Annotated in this window: 13 protein-coding genes; 12 read left to right on the top strand and 1 reads right to left on the bottom strand. The window is 72.7% G+C overall.

The annotated features are described in order from the left end of the window. Positions 1-10: 10 nt before the first annotated feature. The 4 genes from OG959_RS00065 (at position 11) to OG959_RS00050 (ending at position 5,593) form a co-directional block, all read left to right on the top strand. On the top strand, positions 11-1,417 hold the full coding sequence (locus OG959_RS00065) for an NtaA/DmoA family FMN-dependent monooxygenase (RefSeq protein WP_326655789.1): 1,407 nt from the start codon (positions 11-13) through the stop codon (positions 1,415-1,417). A gap of 182 nt (positions 1,418-1,599) precedes the next feature. Beyond that, the gene (locus tag OG959_RS00060; RefSeq protein ID WP_326655787.1) at positions 1,600-3,015 is read left to right on the top strand and encodes a hypothetical protein; all 1,416 of its coding nucleotides are present in this window, start codon (positions 1,600-1,602) and stop codon (positions 3,013-3,015) included. A 71-nt stretch (positions 3,016-3,086) separates the two neighbouring features. Next, entirely contained in the window at positions 3,087-4,349 is a 1,263-nt protein-coding gene (locus OG959_RS00055; protein ID WP_326655786.1) for an AAA family ATPase, read from the top strand. Beyond that, positions 4,346-5,593: a vWA domain-containing protein gene (locus OG959_RS00050; protein ID WP_326655784.1), complete on the top strand. Its 1,248-nt coding sequence runs from the start codon at positions 4,346-4,348 to the stop codon at positions 5,591-5,593. The genes OG959_RS00055 and OG959_RS00050 overlap by 4 nt, the downstream gene beginning before the upstream one ends. 18 nt (positions 5,594-5,611) lie before the next feature. Here the strand turns inward: OG959_RS00050 and OG959_RS00045 are convergent, their stop codons facing one another. Next, positions 5,612-6,196, bottom strand: a complete 585-nt coding sequence (locus OG959_RS00045) for a TetR/AcrR family transcriptional regulator (RefSeq protein ID WP_326655782.1) — start codon at positions 6,194-6,196, stop codon at positions 5,612-5,614. A 237-nt stretch (positions 6,197-6,433) separates the two neighbouring features. On the opposite strand from OG959_RS00045, the gene OG959_RS00040 reads away from it, so the two are divergent. From OG959_RS00040 to OG959_RS00005, 8 genes are all read left to right on the top strand, one after another. After that, positions 6,434-6,991 carry a (2Fe-2S)-binding protein gene (locus OG959_RS00040; protein WP_326655780.1) on the top strand — a complete coding sequence of 186 codons (558 nt, stop codon included), beginning with the start codon at positions 6,434-6,436 and terminating at the stop codon, positions 6,989-6,991. After that, positions 6,988-7,980, top strand: a complete 993-nt coding sequence (locus tag OG959_RS00035; protein ID WP_326655779.1) for an FAD binding domain-containing protein — start codon at positions 6,988-6,990, stop codon at positions 7,978-7,980. Before OG959_RS00040 ends, OG959_RS00035 begins: the two co-directional genes overlap by 4 nt. Then, on the top strand, positions 7,977-10,139 hold the full coding sequence (locus tag OG959_RS00030) for a xanthine dehydrogenase family protein molybdopterin-binding subunit (RefSeq protein WP_326655777.1): 2,163 nt from the start codon (positions 7,977-7,979) through the stop codon (positions 10,137-10,139). The genes OG959_RS00035 and OG959_RS00030 overlap by 4 nt, the downstream gene beginning before the upstream one ends. After that, a complete protein-coding gene (locus tag OG959_RS00025) occupies positions 10,132-11,268 on the top strand; it encodes an XdhC family protein (protein WP_326655775.1) in 1,137 nt (378 codons plus the stop codon). The genes OG959_RS00030 and OG959_RS00025 overlap by 8 nt, the downstream gene beginning before the upstream one ends. A gap of 721 nt (positions 11,269-11,989) precedes the next feature. Then, positions 11,990-12,286 (top strand): hypothetical protein, encoded by a 297-nt coding sequence (locus OG959_RS00020; protein ID WP_326655772.1) that lies wholly within the window; start codon positions 11,990-11,992, stop codon positions 12,284-12,286. Positions 12,287-12,335: 49 nt separating this feature from the next. Further along, complete coding sequence (locus OG959_RS00015) at positions 12,336-13,205, top strand: SMI1/KNR4 family protein (protein WP_326655771.1); 870 nt, start codon at positions 12,336-12,338, stop codon at positions 13,203-13,205. Between the two features lie 108 nt (positions 13,206-13,313). Beyond that, the gene (locus OG959_RS00010; RefSeq protein ID WP_326655769.1) at positions 13,314-14,081 is read left to right on the top strand and encodes an NPP1 family protein; all 768 of its coding nucleotides are present in this window, start codon (positions 13,314-13,316) and stop codon (positions 14,079-14,081) included. A gap of 62 nt (positions 14,082-14,143) precedes the next feature. Next, positions 14,144-16,330: an alpha-galactosidase gene (locus OG959_RS00005; protein ID WP_326655767.1), complete on the top strand. Its 2,187-nt coding sequence runs from the start codon at positions 14,144-14,146 to the stop codon at positions 16,328-16,330. Positions 16,331-16,341 lie beyond the last annotated feature (11 nt).

Genomic DNA, 16,341 nt, shown 5'->3' with positions numbered 1-16,341 from the left:
GACCACAGACATGAGCACCAGCAACGGCGCCGGCACCAGCACCGGCAAGCCGCTCAAGCAGATCCATCTCGCCGCCCACTTCCCGGGCGTGAACAACACCACCGTGTGGAGCGATCCCGCGGCAGGCAGCCATGTCGAATTCAGCTCGTTCGCGCACTTCGCGCGTACCGCCGAACGGGCCAAGTTCGACTTCCTGTTCCTCGCCGAAGGGCTCCGGCTCCGTGAACAGGGCGGGCAGATCTACGACTTGGATGTCGTCGGGCGCCCCGACACCTTCACCGTGCTGTCCGCCCTGGCGGCCGTCACCGAACGCCTGGGCCTCACCGGCACGATCAACTCCACGTTCAACGAGCCCTATGAGGTGGCCCGCCAGTTCGCCAGCCTCGATCATCTGTCGGGCGGGCGCGCGGCGTGGAACGTCGTCACCTCGTGGGACGCCTTCACGGGCGAGAACTTCCGCCGCGGCGGATTCCTTCCGCAGGAGGAGCGGTACTCCCGGGCCAAGGAGTTCCTCGCCACGGCCAACGAACTGTTCGACTCATGGCGCGGCGACGAGATCGTCGCCGATCAGGGGGCCGGCGTCTTCCTCCGGGACGCCCGGGCCGGGTCCTTCGCGCACAAGGGACAGCACTTCGACATCGAGGGGCGGTTCAACGTCCCGCGCAGCCCGCAGGGCCGCCCGGTGATCTTCCAGGCCGGTGACTCCGACGACGGACGCGAGTTCGCGGCGGAGGGCGCCGACGCGATCTTCAGCCGCTACAGCACCCTCAAGGAGGGACAGGCGTTCTATACGGACGTCAAGGGCAGGCTCGCCCGCCATGGCCGCACCCACGATCAGCTGCTGATCCTTCCCGCCGCGACCTTCGTCCTCGGCGACACGGACGCCGAGGCGCGGGAACTGGCCCGCGACGTACGCCGGCAGCAGGTCAGCGGCGCCACCGCGATCAAGCACCTCGAGTTCGTCTGGAACCGCGACCTGTCCTCGTACGACCCCGAAGGCCCGCTTCCCGACATCGACCCGGACCTCGGCGAACACACGATCGCCCGCGGCCGCGCGCAGGTACGCATGTACCGCGATCCGCTGGCCATCGCCCGGGAGTGGCGGGAGCTCGCGGCCGCGAAGAACTGGTCGATCCGCGACCTCGTCATCGAAACCGGCAACCGCCAGGCCTTCGTCGGCTCACCGGACACCGTCGCGTCGACCATCAACGACTTCGTCCAGGCGGACGCCGCCGACGGCTTCATCCTGGTCCCGCACATCACACCCGGCGGGCTGGACGTGTTCGCCGACACCGTGGTCCCGATCCTTCAGGAACGGGGTGTGTTCCGTACGGAGTACGAGGGCGCGACCCTGCGCGACCACCTCGGCCTGAGCCGCCCCGACGACGTCGCGACAGCCGAGCGCGTGGCCTCCTGACGCTCCTTCGCATCTGCGGCCGGTGCGCCGTCGGAGCCGGTGACCGGCGACGACACCGGCCGCAGGTGCGAAGAGCGCGTCGAAAATGCGTGGCGGCCGCACATAGGGGCCGCTAGGCTGCCCGCGATGACCACACACACTGCTCTCGGATTGGGGGACCCGTCCGCGCAAGGTGAGTGCTGATGCTCACTGAGAACGCGAACACGGATCCCTTCCTCACCTTCTGGCTGCGCGTACGCGAGTTCGCCGTGCCGCCCTCCATGATCGAGACCGCGACCGTCCGCCGCCGCGCCGGTGACTGGGCCGGAGCGTGCGCCGCCGCGGGCATCGACGTCGATCTCCGACTCCGCACCCTGGCGCACACGCACGGCCGGGAACTGGCCGGCCGGGTACGGGCCGACCTGCGCCACCTCGTGCCGGACCTGCTGCGCTGGCACCTGCCGAGAATCGCTCCGCACGGGCTGCTGCGCCCGGGCCTGACGATGGCTCTGGCACGGTACGAAGCCGGGGAGCCCGGCAGCCATGACCCCCTGCATCTCGTGGTCCGGACCCCGCCGGCCCGGGCCGATGCCGGCCAGCGGATCAGCCTCGCGTTGTGGGACGGCTCCCGCTCCGACACGGACGCCCGCCGCCATCCGCATCCCCGCCCCAGCCGGCGCTTCCGCCTCGACCTGCATCGCCACCTGTGGGACGCCCGCACGACGGACGAACTGCGCATCCGGTCCGGGGCCGACCGCCCGCCGGCCGATGCTGATGACGGTTGCGGCGTGGACCCGCGCGTGCGGGCCCTGATTCCGCCGGGCCGGCGTTGCGCCACCGGGCTGTGGGCGGCCGAGGCGGCCCTGCTGCTGCGGGCCGAGGCCCGGTCCGCCGGCACGTTCGTCGTGCGGTTCGGGGGCCGGCACCGGCTGCTCCTCGAACAGGACGCGCACGGTGACGGGACGGGCCCGCCCGCACTGCGGATCGCGGAGGCGTCCCCGGACACCGCCGGATGCGTGCTGCCGGTCCTGCCCGACGCGGCGGCCTGGGCGCTGCCCGACCTGGAGCTGATCCGCAGCGGGGTGATCGAGGCCGACCGGCTGCACCCCCTGGTCGTCCGGGCCCTGATTCCGGGGCACGTCCCGGCGGGGCCCGCCCCGCATCCGGACGGGGCCGGACAGCCGCGCCTCGTGGAGTGCGGCGGAGCGCTACACCGGATCGGGCTCGTCGACGGGGTCCTGGCCCCGCTCGACCACGACCCGGCCGAACTTCGCCGTGAGGAGCTCCTGGCGGCCCTGACCGGGACGCCGATGCCCTGCCTCCAGGCCATCGACGAGGCCCACCGCCGTCCTGACTGCCTCACCGGAGTCCGCGAACGCCTGGACCACGGTGACATCGAAGGTGCGCTGGCCGTCGTCGAAGGGCTGCTGGGTCCCGGAGCCGTCCTGCGCGCCGGCCCGCTGCGGGACGAGCTGGAGACCGCGGCGCGGCGGCGCATCGACTACGGACTGTTCCGGGCGGACCTCGCCGGATCCGGTTCTCGCCACGCCCTCCCGGAGCACCGGCGCTCCCGGGGCCGCCACCCGTACCGGCGCCCGCGCCTCGCCACCGTCCGCTGATCCGGGGCCCCTTCACCCCGCACGCCCCAGCTGTGTTCCCCTCCGTTCCGAGACCCCTCAGGTGATCACCCATGCCCACACGCACCCTGTCCGCGCCCGCCCGTACCCACCACGAGCCCGCTCCCGCGTCCCAACTGGACGTCGCGGGGGAGCTGATGGCCCTCCTGCGTGACACCACCACCGAACCGCGCCCCGACATCCAGCTGGAGGCCCTCACCCTGGCCGTCGCCGCCGACCTGCCCGTCCTCCTGTGGGGCGAGCCGGGGATCGGCAAGAGCGCCGCGCTCACCCAGCTCGCCGCGTCGCTGGACCTCCCGCTGACCACGGTGATCGCCAGCGTGCACGAGCCCTCCGACTTCTCGGGCCTGCCCATCGTCGGCGACGATCCCGCGGAACAGGGCGTGCCGATGGCGCCGCCGGACTGGGCGGTGCGCCTGGTGCGGGCAGGCCGCGGGCTGTTGTTCCTCGACGAACTGTCGACGGCCCCGCCCGCCGTGCAGGCCGCACTCCTCCGTCTCGTACTGGAGCGACGGATCGGCGCGCTCCAGCTTCCGCCGGGTGTGCGGATCGTGGCAGCCGCCAACCCCCGCTCGTCGGCGGCCGACGGATGGGAGCTCAGCCCGCCCCTCGCCAATCGGTTCGTGCACCTCCAATGGGTCCACGACCACGAGGTCGTGGTGCGCGGACTGGGTGGGACGTGGCCGCGGGCCACCCTGCCGCAGCTCGCCCCCGAACGGCTCACGGAGGCCGTGGACTTCGCCCGCCGCGCGGTGTGCGGGCTGCTGTCCGCGCGCCCCGCGCTCGTGCACCGGCTGCCCAGCGGGGAGACGCGCCGGGGCGGGGCCTGGCCCTCCCCGCGGAGCTGGGAGATGACGCTGCGTCTGATCGCGTTCGCGACGGCGGCCGACGCCTCGCGCGACGTGCTGTCACTGCTCGTCAGGGGTGCGGTGGGGGACGGCCCTGGGCTGGAGTTGCTGGCGAGCCTGGACCGGATGGACCTGCCGGACCCGGAGGACCTGCTCGCCGACCCGGCAGGGGCCGAGCTGCCCGAGCGGGGGGATCTGCGCCAGGCCGTACTCGACGGCGTGGTGGCGGCGGTCCGCCGGACTCCGGAGAAGTCCCGCTGGGACGCGGCCTGGGCCCTGCTCGTCCGGGCGCTGGAGACAGGGGCCCCGGACCTGGTCGTCGTCCCCGCCACGACGCTCGCCGCGCTGCGCCGGCAGGACTGGGACGTGCCGGAGTCGATCGAGGCGCTCGCCGGAACCGTGTCGCTCTCCCGGCGCGCGGAGCAGGCGGCGGCCCGTGCCGCGGTCGCGACCAAGGCCCGCCGGTGACCCCGGGCGAACCGGGGGCCCTGGACCTCGACAAGCTCTACGCCGCCCGGTTGCAGGCGGCCCGCGCCCGCCCCTACCTGGCGACCGCACTGTTCGCCCTGCACCTCGTGGAGTCGAGGCGGGTCCCGACCATGGCGGTGGACCGGTACTGGCGGTGCTACGCCTCGCCCGGCTTCGTGGACCGGACACTGGTGGAGGAGCTCGCCGGTGTGTGGGTCCACGAGGTGTCGCACCTCCTGCGCGACCACCACGGGCGCAGCGACCGGTTCGTGAGGGAGCACGGTCCGGCCGGTCCGGCGGAGCGGCTGCGGATGAACATCGCCGCCGACTGCGAGATCAACGACGACGTGTTCGGCGACGGTCTTGTGCGGCCCGCGGGGGCGGTGGAGCCCCGCCATCTGGAACTGCCCGAGGGGGAGCTCATGGAGGACTACCTGCGACAGTTCCGGCTCGGGGCGCGTACGCAGCACCTGGCCTGGCTGGACTGCGGCAGCGGCGCCGACGGGCTGGAACGGGAGTGGGACCTGGGGCCGGGCGGCGCCCACGGTCTCAGCCCGCAGGAGCGGGACGCGGTGCGCTTCCGGGTGGCCCAGGGCATCGTCGGACGGCCGGGGAACGCCTCGAAGGGGTGGAGACGGTGGGCGCAGGAGGCGTTCCACTCGCCCCAGCCCTGGCGGCAGTTGCTGGGGGCGGCGCTCCGTTCGGCGGTGTCGGGGCCGGGGGCCGGCGAGGACTACACGTACGGCCGCCCGGCCCGGCGTTCCGCAGGCGTGCCCGGTGTCGTGCTGCCGAGCCTGCGGCGCAGGCCGCCGCGCGTCGCGGTGGTCGTCGACACCTCGGGTTCGGTCAGCGACGCCGAACTGGGCAGTGCGCTGCTGGAGGTCGCCGCCATCTCCCGGGCCGTGGGCGGCCGGCGGGACCTGGTCACCGTCCTGGCGTGCGACGCGGCGACCCGGGTCGTCCAACCACTGTGCCGTGCCGAGGGCATCGCGCTGGTCGGCGGTGGCGGTACGGACCTGCGCTCGGGCTTCGCCAGGGCGCTCCGGTCGCAGCCCCGGCCCGACGTCATCGTGGCTCTCACCGACGGGCAGACCCCCTGGCCCGGCTCGCCACCGCCGTGCCGGACGGTGGTGGGTCTGTTCGACCGGCCGCATGAGCGGAGGTGGGACGAGGACTCCGAGTACGTACCGGACGAACCGCCCGCGTGGGCGCGCACGGTGGTCATCGGGGCCGCTGCGTCGTGAACCGTACGGAGTGCTGGGCTACGCCGACGCGCCGGGAGCCCCCGCCCGCAGTCCGTCCATCACCAGGTCGAACAGGCGGGCGGCCCTCGGCTGCCAGTCGCTCTGCGGGTCGAGCTGCCAGAGACCGGCGATGGCGAGCTGGAAGTCGTCGGGGGTCACATCCGGGCGGATGGTGCCCGCCTCCTCGTTCGCGCGCAGCAGGAGCGTGACGCCTCGGGTCACCGGGCCGTGGCCGAGCTGCGCCAGACTGCCGTACCTGCTGGCGGTCGCGCGCAGGGCGACGGCCAGACCGGCCTTGGCCATGGCGTACTGCGCCAGCCGGTCCATCCACTCCCGCAGCGCCCGGTCGGGGGCGCGGGTCGCGAGCAGCTGGGCCGCGGTCTCAGCGACCTGCTGCATCTCGTAGCGGTAGACCTCCAGGACGAGCGCCTCGCGGTTCGGGAAGTTGCGGTAGAACGTCCCCTGCCCGACACCGGCCTTCTTCGCGATCGTGCTCACCGGGGCGTCGGCCGACCGTGTCAGTTCCACGAGGGCGACGGCCAGGATGCGCTCGCGGTTCCGTTGCGCGTCCGGACGCTGGGGCGTGCACTTCTCGTCGTCCACGACTCCTCCTTCCGGACACACGGCCCTGACGGCCTTGCTAAGCGGACAGCTGTCCACTAGGTTCGACGGATAAGCGGACAGGTGTCCGCTTTCCCTCATCGTAGCGGTAGATCCGGCCCATGAGGCCGACCGGAGTCCCCGGTCGCCCGCCCCCCACCCGAACCGCCCTCTCCCTCCCGGCGCGCTGCCGGGATCGTCTCGTTCGACGCGCATAAGCAATGCGAAAGAAGGCTGATCATGGCCCCATCGACGTCCAGTGCCATCACCCTGAACATCAATGGCGAAAATTACACGCTGCCCGTCGACCACCGCACCACACTCCTCGACGCCCTGCGTGAGCGTCTCGATCTGACCGGCACCAAGAAGGGCTGCGACCAGGGGCAGTGCGGTGCCTGCACGGTACTGCTCGACGGGCGGCGGACCGTCGCCTGTCTGCAGCTCGCGGTCGCCGCCGAGGGGCGCGCGATCACCACCATCGAAGGCGTCGCCGACGGCGACCGGCTGCATCCGGTGCAGCAGGCCTTCCTCGACCTCGACGGCTACCAGTGCGGCTACTGCACCCCTGGCCAGATCTGCTCGGCACTCGCGGTGATCGAGGAACACGCGGCGGGCTGGCCGAGCGCCGTGACCGACGACATCCGGCCCGAAGCGGGGGTGCCCGCTCTCACCGCGGAGGAGATCCGCGAGCGGATGAGCGGCAACCTCTGCCGCTGCGGCGCGTACATGTCCATCGTGCAGGCAGTGGCGCGTGCCGCGGAAGTGTCCGCGGAAGACGCCAAGGAGGCTGTGGCATGAGGGAATTCGGATACGAACGCGCCCGCGATGTATCCGGGGCAGTGGCCCTGCTCGCGGAGGACCCCGGTGCCCGCCTCCTCGGCGGCGGCACCAACCTCGTCGACCTGATGAAGACCGGCGTGGAACGGCCGACGCTGCTCGTCGACGTCCAGGAACTCCCGCTCGGCGACATCGCGTTCACACCCGACGGCGGACTGCGCGTCGGCGCGACCGTCACCAACAGCGACCTCGCCGCCCATGCCGAGGTCCGCCGGCACTACCCGGCCCTGGCGCAGGCGGTTCTGGCCGGTGCCTCCGGACAACTGCGCAACATGGCCACCGTCGGCGGAAACCTCCTCCAGCGGACCCGCTGCGGCTACTTCGGCGACATCGCCAAGCCGTGCAACAAGCGGACCCCCGGCAGCGGTTGCCCCGCACGGGCGGGCGAACACCACAACCACGCGATCCTCGGCGCATCCGAGCACTGCGTGGCGACGCACCCCTCGGACATGGCGGTCGCGCTGGCGGCCTTCGACGCGGTCATCTCGTACGAAACGTCCGACGGCCCGGGTGAGTCGGCGGTCGCCGACTTCTATCTTCCGGTGGGGGAGACCCCGCACCTCGAAACGGCTCTCCCGCCCGGCGCACTGATCACCGGCGTCACCGTGCCCCCGGCCGCCGTCGCCGCGCGCTCCCGCTACCGGAAGGTACGTGAACGGGCCTCCTTCGCGTTCGCGATCGGCTCCGTCGCAGCGGCGCTCGACGTCCAGGACGGCGTCGTACGCGAGGTGCGCCTGGCCCTCGGCGCGGTGGCGTCCCGTCCCTGGCGGGCCCGGACGGCCGAGCAGGCACTGACCGGCGGCCCCGCGGACGCGGAGGCGTTCGCCGCCGCGGCGGACGCCGAACTGGCGGCGGCCGAGCCCCTTGCGGACAACGGATACAAGGTGACCCTGATGCGCAACCTCGTCACGGCCGTGCTCACCGAACTCGCCGAGGAGGCCGCCCGATGACCACCACGACCGAGAACACCACCGTCACGGGAGCGGTCGGCTCATCCCGTACCCGCGTGGAAGGCAGGGACAAGGTCACCGGCGCGGCCCGCTACGCCGGCGAGATCCCCTTCGCCGAACTGGCCCACGGCTGGCTGGTGCTGTCGACCGTGGCGCGCGGCCGGATCCGGTCCGTGGAGGATGCGCCCGTCCGGGACATGCCCGGTGTCCTCGCCGTGCTCCACCACGAGAACGCACCGCGTGTCGACACCGCGTACATGGGCATGCTGGGCCCGCCCAACCCGGTGGTCGGGATCTTCCAGCACGACCGGGTGCCCTTCATGGGCTGGCCCGTGGCACTGGTCGTCGCCGAGACGTCCGAGGAGGCCCGCGCGGCCGCCGAGGCACTGGTGGTGCGCTACGACGAGGAACCGCACGACGTGGGGTTCGTCGCCGGGCACGCCGGTGCGTACACCCCCGGCGGACCTGCGGTGGAACAGGCCGACACGGAGAAGGGGGACCTGGAGGCCCGGCTCCGGGAGGCCGCCCACGTCGTGGACGAGGAGTACTCCACGCCGGAGGAACACCACAACTCCATGGAGCCGCACGCCGCGACGGCCCGGTGGGAGGGCGGCCGGCTGGATGTCCTCGACTCCAACCAGGGCACCTTCTGGGTGGCGAGCGAACTCGCGTCGCTCTTCTCCCTCGACCCGTCATCCGTCCGGGTGCGCTCCGAGCACGTGGGCGGCGGCTTCGGGTCGAAGGGACTGTCCCCCCACCAGGTGGCGGCCGTGATGGCCACGACCCTGCTCCACCGGCCTGTCCGCGTCGTGCTGACGCGCCGCCAGATGTTCTCGCTGGTCGGATTCCGCAGCCCCACCCTGCAACGGGTCACGCTCGGGGCCGACACCGGCGGCCGTCTGCGGGCCTTCGACCACCAGTCGCTGAGCCTCACGTCGACCGTGCACGAGTTCGTGGAGCCGAGCGCGAACGTGGGGCGCACCATGTACGACGCCGACGCCCATCGCACCGGGCACCGGCTGGTGCGGCTCGACGTGCCGACCCCCACCTGGATGCGGGCACCGGGGGAGACGCCCGGCTCCTTCGCCCTCGAATCGGCCATCGACGAACTGGCCGAGAAGTGCGGCCTGGACCCGATCGAGCTGCGCGCGCGCAACCAGCCGGAGACCGGTCCCGTGTCAGGGCTCCCCTTCAGCCGCCGCAACCAGATCGCCTGCTTCGAGGAAGGCGCCCGCCGCTTCGGCTGGGCGGGCCGGGACCCACGCCCGGGACTGCGGCGTGAGGGACGCTGGCTCCTGGGGACCGGTATGGCGGCGGCGTCCTTCCCCGCCGGCGCCGGCGCTTCCACCGCGGCCGTCACCGCGCAGCCGGACGGCAGCTTCACCGTGGGGATCAACGCGGCCGACATCGGGACCGGGGCCAGGACCGCGATGGTCTCGGTCGCCGCGGACGCGCTGCGGGTGACACCGGACCGCATCCGGGTAAGCCTCGGGGACAGCGACCTGGGCCCGGCGTGGATCGCCGGAGGCTCCATGGGCACCCGATCCTGGGCCTGGGCGGTGCGGCTGGCAGCGGACGAACTGCGCGAACTCCTCGCCCTCGGCGGATCCGTTCCGCCGGAAGGCATCACCACCCGATCGGACACCAGCGAAGCGATCGGCGCCCTCGCGCAGAAGGAACGGCACGCCTACGGGGCCCAGTTCGCCGAGACCGCCGTGGACATCACCACCGGCGAGGTCCGCGTACGGAGACTGCTCGGCATCTTCGCCGCAGGCACCATCGTCAACCCGCTGACCGCGCGCAGCCAGCTGGTCGGCGGCATGACCTGGGGGCTCTCCATGGCCCTGCACGAGGAGGCGGTCCGCGACGCGGCGTCCGGCGGCTACGTCAACGCCGACCTGGCCGGCTACCACGTCGCCGCCCACGCCGACGTGCGGCACATCGAGGCCGACTGGGTGGACGACCACGACCCCGAGGACCCGGTCGGCATCAAGGGCGTCGGTGAGATCGGCATCGTGGGCGTCGCCGCCGCCATCGCCAACGCGGTGTGGCATGCGACCGGGGTACGCCACCGCAGCCTGCCGATCCGTCCCGACCGTGTCCTCGCGGCGGCGGAAGAGGCGCGGCAGCGGGCTGCGGAGGAACCCCGGGGTGCTTGACATCGCAGCGGCCCTCCACCGCTGGTGCGAGGAGGGCCGCGACTTCGCCGTCGCCACCGTCGTCGCGGTCGACGGCAGTGCGCCGCGCGCACCGGGCGCGGCGCTGGCCGTCGACGGCGAAGGCACCGTCATCGGGTCGGTCTCCGGCGGCTGTGTGGAAGGCGCCGTGTACGAACTGTGCGTCCAGGCACTCCAGGACGGCCGGACCGTGCGGGAGCGGTTCGGGTACAGCGACGAGGACGCCTTCGCCGTGGGACTCACCTGCGGCGGTGTGATCGACATCCTCGTCGCACCGGTGCGCTCGCAGGAGCCGTTGTTCCGGGCGGCATTGTCGGCGGCCCGCCGCGACGAGGCGGTGGCGCTCACCCGGGTGGTCCGCGGGCCGGAGGCGTTGCTCGGCCGGGCGTTGCTGGTCCGGGGCGACGGATCGTACGAGGGCGGCCTCGACGGGCGCCCGGCCCTGGACCGCAGGGCTGCCGCGGAGGCGAGGGCCCTGCTGGACGGCGGCCGTACCGGCACCGTGGAGATCGCGGAGGACGGGACGAGCTGCCCGGGTGGCCTGACGCTGTTCGTGGAGTCGAGCGTGCCGCCGCCCCGGATGATCGTGTTCGGCGCCGTGGACTTCGCCACGGCGCTGGTGCGGGCGGGCAAGTTCCTCGGCCACCATGTGACGGTGTGCGACGCCCGGCCCGTCTTCGCCACCCGGGCCCGCTTCCCCGAGGCGGACGACGTGGTGGTCGACTGGCCGCACCGGTACCTCGAGAGCGCCGCCACCGACGAGCGCACCGTCCTGTGTGTGCTGACCCATGACGCCAGGTTCGACATTCCGCTGCTGGAGACGGCCCTGCGTCTGCCCGTCGCGTACGTCGGTGCGATGGGCTCGCGCCGCACGCACGAGGACCGGAACCAGCGGCTGCGCGAAGCCGGGCTGACCGAGGACGAGTTGGACCGACTGCGCTCCCCGATCGGCCTCGACCTCGGCGCCCGTACGCCGGAGGAGACCGCCCTGTCCATCGCGGCGGAGATCGTGGCGGAGCGCCGGGGCGGAACGGGCGCACCGCTGACCGGAACGCGGGCGCCCATTCACCATGACGTCGACACCGTGCCCCGCACCGGCGGGACGTCGTAGGCCACGGCCAGTCGTCGAGCCGGGCGACGATCTGCCGGAGCCCGCGGGCGTGCCGACGGGACACGGCCTGCATGACGGTGCTCGGGAGAGCGCGGGCTTCGAAGGGGTTGCTGCCGAACGGATAAGCTCGCAGCGGGAGTTCGCACGGCAGGAAGGACACGGGGATGAGCGGTGGCGGGGGCGGGGCTCCGTGGAACCCGTACGGGGGTGGACTTCAGCCGGGTGTGGGCCGGCCACCCGTGCCGCCGGGTCCGGTACGGCGGATGACCTTCGGGCGTCTGTTCAATCCGATCGCCGTGGGGCGCGCGGTGTTCACGCCGTCCCGGCCGGACCGGGTGAACGACCCGGTGGTGAAGCGGGTGCAGGTCCTGCGGACGGTCGTCGGTCTGATCGCGGTCACCTGGATGCTGCTGTCCTACGGAGCGGCGCCGGACGCCGACGCCGTGGTCGACGACCGTTTCGGCCAGATCCGTACCACTCTCATCGCGCTGGGGGTCACGTTCCCGGTGGCCGTCGCCGTGTTCGTCATGGCGGCCCGCCCGCCCCACCGGCGCCTGTTCCTGCGCCGTGCGGCCAAGCCCGCCGGGGCGCTGCTCGCCCTGGTCACCACGCTCGCCGTGCCGAGACTGATCACCGGCCTGGGGTACGTCGACGAGAACACGGACTGGACGGCGTCCGCGGGGCGGGTGGTGCTGCTGTTCGCTCTGGGCGCCTTCCTCCTGTGGCTCGCGCCGTTCAGTCCCTCTACGGCATCGCACAGGCGCTCGTGCACGTCTTCAGGACGGCGGACCTGCACGAGACGGAACCGATCATGCTCACCGCGGCATCGCCGCCGCTGCTCGTCTGGGAGGTCGCCCTCTTCGACGTGTTCCGGGGGGCCTACGACGGTGTGCCGCTCGGCGTGCGGGTGGTGTTCCTCCTCGGAGCCCCGCTGACGGTCACCGTTGCGGCGATGTGGGAACTGCGGCGGCTGCGTACACGGCACGGCATCACGTTGCGGGCGGCACTGCTGCGCTGAACCCGGGCGCAGGCGCCGGATGTCGGAGGGATGCGGTTGACTGGCGGTCATGGCCGAACCCGCATTCGTCAACACCGTCTGGCAGCACCTCCGTCACGTGCTGGGACCTGCGCCCGCTCCCCGTCCGCCGGTCATCCTGGACGTGCCGGAGGGAACGGACTTCCAGGAACTCGTCGACGAGATCTCCGGCAGGGCCGGGAGCGCCCGGACGCTGATCGATGACGGCCGGAGGGTGGAGCCGGTCAACACGCGAACCGGACAGCCGCTCGTCGAGCCCTTCGGCGAGGAGTTGCTGGAGATGCGCGCGTGGCCGTACTGGAACGATTGGATCGGATGCGCGCGGGTGGTCCGTGCCGGACGGGAGCAGGCGGCCGTCGTGGTCGCCCACCGTGCGGACCCGGCAGCGGAAGGGCTGCCGGAGGGCGCCTCGTCGGCGGAGAAGCTGCGCCTGCTCACCGGCTGGGAACCGCTTCCCCGGACGCCGGTCGACTGGCAGGCCGCCGAACAGGCCCTGGGCACACGGCTGCCGGGCGACTACAAGGAGATCGCCGAGATGTTCGGGTACGGAAGCTTCGACACGTACCTCGAACTGCTCGTTCCCGGCGTCCGAGGCCTGGACCTCGTGCAATGGGCGACGTCCGACGCGGCGTACGGGGACGACCTGTGGCGGCCCCATGCCCGGTTCCCGGAACCGGAAGGACTTCTGCGCTGGGGATCGTCGGAGCAGGAGCTCGACTTCGTCTGGCAGACGGGTGCGCCCGATCCGGACGAATGGACCGTGCTCGTCCGTACGGACTTCGACACCTGGGAGCGATACGACTGCGGTATGGGGGAGTTCCTCGTGCGCCTGCTCACGGATGTGGCGCTCGGCTACCCCACCAGCCGGATAGCGGCCCACTGCTTCGCGGACTACGCGTGACCGATACCCCGACGGAGATCACGGCCGGCATCACGGGGGTTCCGCGAGCCTGGACATGGGCATGCCATGGCTTGGCCGAGTCCGGCAGGCGTGATCCAGGAGGAAGCAGTGAAGAACCGAGGACGGCTCCGCAAGGCGTTACTCACCCTGTCCGCCGCCGCGACCCTGGTCGTCGCCTCGTCCGGCAGCGCCTTCGCGGCCGTACCGGGCGCTCTGCCCGCGAACGCGGACGGGCTGGAGCAGACGTTCCAGCCCGCCTTCGACTACGACGGAGACGGCTGCTACCCGACACCCGCCATCGGTGCCGACGGGACCGTGGCACCGGGACTCAAGACCACGGGCGCCGTCAACGGCAGCTGCCACGACTCCTGGGACCTGGACAACACGAACGGCTACGCACGCTCCCTGTGCAACAACGGCTGGTGCGCCATCATGTACGGCCTCTACTTCGAGAAGGACCAGGCCGTGGCCGGCAGCGGGCTCGGCGGCCACCGGCACGACTGGGAGCATGTCGTGGTGTGGGTACAGGACGACGAGGCGAAGTACGTGTCCACCTCCGCCCACGGCGACTTCCACGTGTACGGCCGCGACGGGATGCTGTGGGACGGGACGCACCCCAAGGTCGTGTACCACAAGGACGGCATCGGAACGCACTGCTTCCGCCGCGCGACCACGGGCGACGAGCCGCCGGAGAACCACTACCACCAGTGGCAGTTCCCCGGTCTGGTCGGCTGGAACGGCTACCCCGCCGGCATCCGGGAGAAGCTGGTCCAGGCCGACTTCAAAAGCGCCGTGTTCGGGCTCAAGGACGGCAACTTCGCCTCCCACCTCGACCGGGCGAAGCCCGCCGGGATCCCCTTCGACCCCTACGCCTGACCGGCCACGAAGCGAGCCGACGCGAGACGAGTCGCGGCCCATCGGCTCCGAGAGGACACGGCATGACCCGCAGCACCACCCGGATCGCACACCTGCGCGCGGCCGGGGTGAGCTTCGTCGTCGAGCTCCGCACTCCGCTGCCCCGCGTCCTGCACTGGGGCGAGGACCTCGGGGAGCTGACCGACGACGGTCTCGCGGCCCTGGCCCTGACGGCGGACGCGGCCTCGCTCCACTGCGCGCTCGACGAGCCACGGCAGTTCACCGTCTGGCCCACCCAGGCCGACGGCTGGTCGGGAACCCCGGCCCAGGAAGGCCACCGGGCCGGAACCGCCACCGCACCCCGCGTCACGATGACCGGCGCCGAGGAGAGCCCGGACGCACTCGTCATCGCTCTGCGGGACACCGACGCCGGTCTCGACCTCGGCCTCACCTACCGCCTCGACCCGTCCGGTGTCCTGGCCGTCCGCACCCGGTTGTCCTGCCCGGCCGGAGCCCCCGGCCCCGCCCCGTACGACCTCGCCTCCACCACCGCCCTGCTCCCGGTGCCGAACCGCGCCCAGGAGTTCCTGGACTTCACCGGCAAGTGGTGCCGCGAACGCTCCCCGCAACGGGGCCGGCTCGCCTTCGCGGGCCACGTCCGTGAGGTCCGCCGGGGACGCCCCGGGCTTGACGCGCCCCATCTCCTGACGGTCGGCGTACCCGGATTCGGATTCCGTACGGGCGAGGTCTGGGCCCTGCACGTCGGCTGGAGCGGCAACCAGCGCTGGCTCGCCGAACGGCTGCCCGAAGGCGCCGGGGTACACGGCGGCGTCCTCGGCGGCGGCGAGCTGCTCACGCCCGGCGAGATCCGGCTCGCCCCGGGCGACAGCTACACCTCGCCCGAGTGCTACTTCGCCTGGTCCGCCGAAGGCCTCGACGGGCTCGCCGGCCGCTTCCACACGATGCTCCGCTCCCGGCCCGGGCACCCGTCGTCACCCCGTCCGCTGACCCTGAACACCTGGGAGGCCGTCTACTTCGACCACCGTCCCGAACGACTCCTCGCCCTGGCCGACGACGCGGCCGCGGTCGGGGTGGAGCGCCTCGTCCTGGACGACGGCTGGTTCCTCGGCCGGCGCGACGACACGGCCGGACTCGGGGACTGGACCGTCGACCCGCAGATGTGGCCCGACGGTCTGACCCCGCTGGCGGAGCGGGTGCACGCCCACGGCATGCAGTTCGGACTCTGGGTGGAACCGGAGATGGTGAACCTCCGGTCCCGCCTCGCACGCGAGCACCCCGACTGGATCCTCGGCCCGTCAGCGGGCCTCGGGCCGAGCTCCCGCCATCAGTACGTGCTGAACGTGGCCCACGAGGAGGCGTTCGCGTATCTGCTGGAGTCGCTGGACGCGCTCGTCGCCGAGTACCGCATCGACTACCTGAAATGGGACCACAACCGGGAACTGCACGAGGCGGTCCACCGCGACGCGCACGGCGGAGACCGGCCGGGGGTGCACGCCCAGACCCGGGCCCTGTACCGGCTCATGGACACGCTGCGGTCCCGCCGGCCCGGTCTGGAGATCGAATCGTGCTCCAGCGGCGGCGGACGCGTCGACCTCGGCGTCCTCGCCCGCACGGACCGGGTGTGGGCCTCGGACTGCAACGACCCGGTGGAGCGCCAGGCCATCCAGCGCTGGACGGGCCAGCTGCTGCCGCCCGAACTGATCGGCGCCCATGTCGGGGGTCCGCGCAGCCACACGACGGGCCGGGTCGCCGACGACTCGTTCCGCCTGATCACCGCGCTGTTCGGACACGCGGGCATCGAGGACGACCTGACGGCGCGCACCCCTGCGGAGCGGGAGGCGCTGACCAGGTGGGCGGCGCTCTACAAGGAGGTACGGGGGCTGCTGCACGGCGGACGGGTCGTCAGGGCGGACCTCGCCGACGACGCGACGTACCTGCACGGCGTCGTCGCACCGGACGCCGGTGCCGCGCTGTACTGCTGGGCGCGGACGGAGACCTCCGTGCCGGCCCAGTCCGGCCGCGTCCGCCTCCCCGGGCTCGCCCCCGGCCGGTCCTACCGGGTGCGCATCCGCACGGAGGCCGGGCTGCCCTCCATGCACCAGGTCGTCGCGCCCGCCTGGTACCGGGCCGCCGTCGAGGACTGGGTGCCGATGCCCGGTACGGTCCTGACCGGGGCGGGGCTTCCGATGCCGACGCTCAACCCGGGGCAGGCCCTGCTGATCGAGGCCGTAACGGATCCGACGCACTGACACGTCCCCAA

The organism is Streptomyces sp. NBC_00385, from assembly GCF_035917155.1.
Classification (GTDB): Bacteria; Actinomycetota; Actinomycetes; order Streptomycetales; family Streptomycetaceae; genus Streptomyces; species Streptomyces poriferorum.
Note: the sequence above shows the minus strand (reverse complement) of the source record. Positions and strands in the feature narration are given on the sequence as shown.

What these genes read in the sequence shown, in the direction of transcription:
- OG959_RS00040 (WP_326655780.1), top strand. Translation starts at nt 6,434, where the DNA reads ATGGCCCCATCGACGTCCAGTGCCATCACCCTGAACATCAATGGCGAA.
- OG959_RS00035 (WP_326655779.1), top strand. Translation starts at nt 6,988, where the DNA reads ATGAGGGAATTCGGATACGAACGCGCCCGCGATGTATCCGGGGCAGTG.
- OG959_RS00030 (WP_326655777.1), top strand. Translation starts at nt 7,977, where the DNA reads ATGACCACCACGACCGAGAACACCACCGTCACGGGAGCGGTCGGCTCA.
- OG959_RS00015 (WP_326655771.1), top strand. Translation starts at nt 12,336, where the DNA reads ATGGCCGAACCCGCATTCGTCAACACCGTCTGGCAGCACCTCCGTCAC.
- OG959_RS00065 (WP_326655789.1), top strand. Translation starts at nt 11, where the DNA reads ATGAGCACCAGCAACGGCGCCGGCACCAGCACCGGCAAGCCGCTCAAG.
- OG959_RS00005 (WP_326655767.1), top strand. Translation starts at nt 14,144, where the DNA reads ATGACCCGCAGCACCACCCGGATCGCACACCTGCGCGCGGCCGGGGTG.
- OG959_RS00055 (WP_326655786.1), top strand. Translation starts at nt 3,087, where the DNA reads ATGCCCACACGCACCCTGTCCGCGCCCGCCCGTACCCACCACGAGCCC.
- OG959_RS00060 (WP_326655787.1), top strand. Translation starts at nt 1,600, where the DNA reads ATGCTCACTGAGAACGCGAACACGGATCCCTTCCTCACCTTCTGGCTG.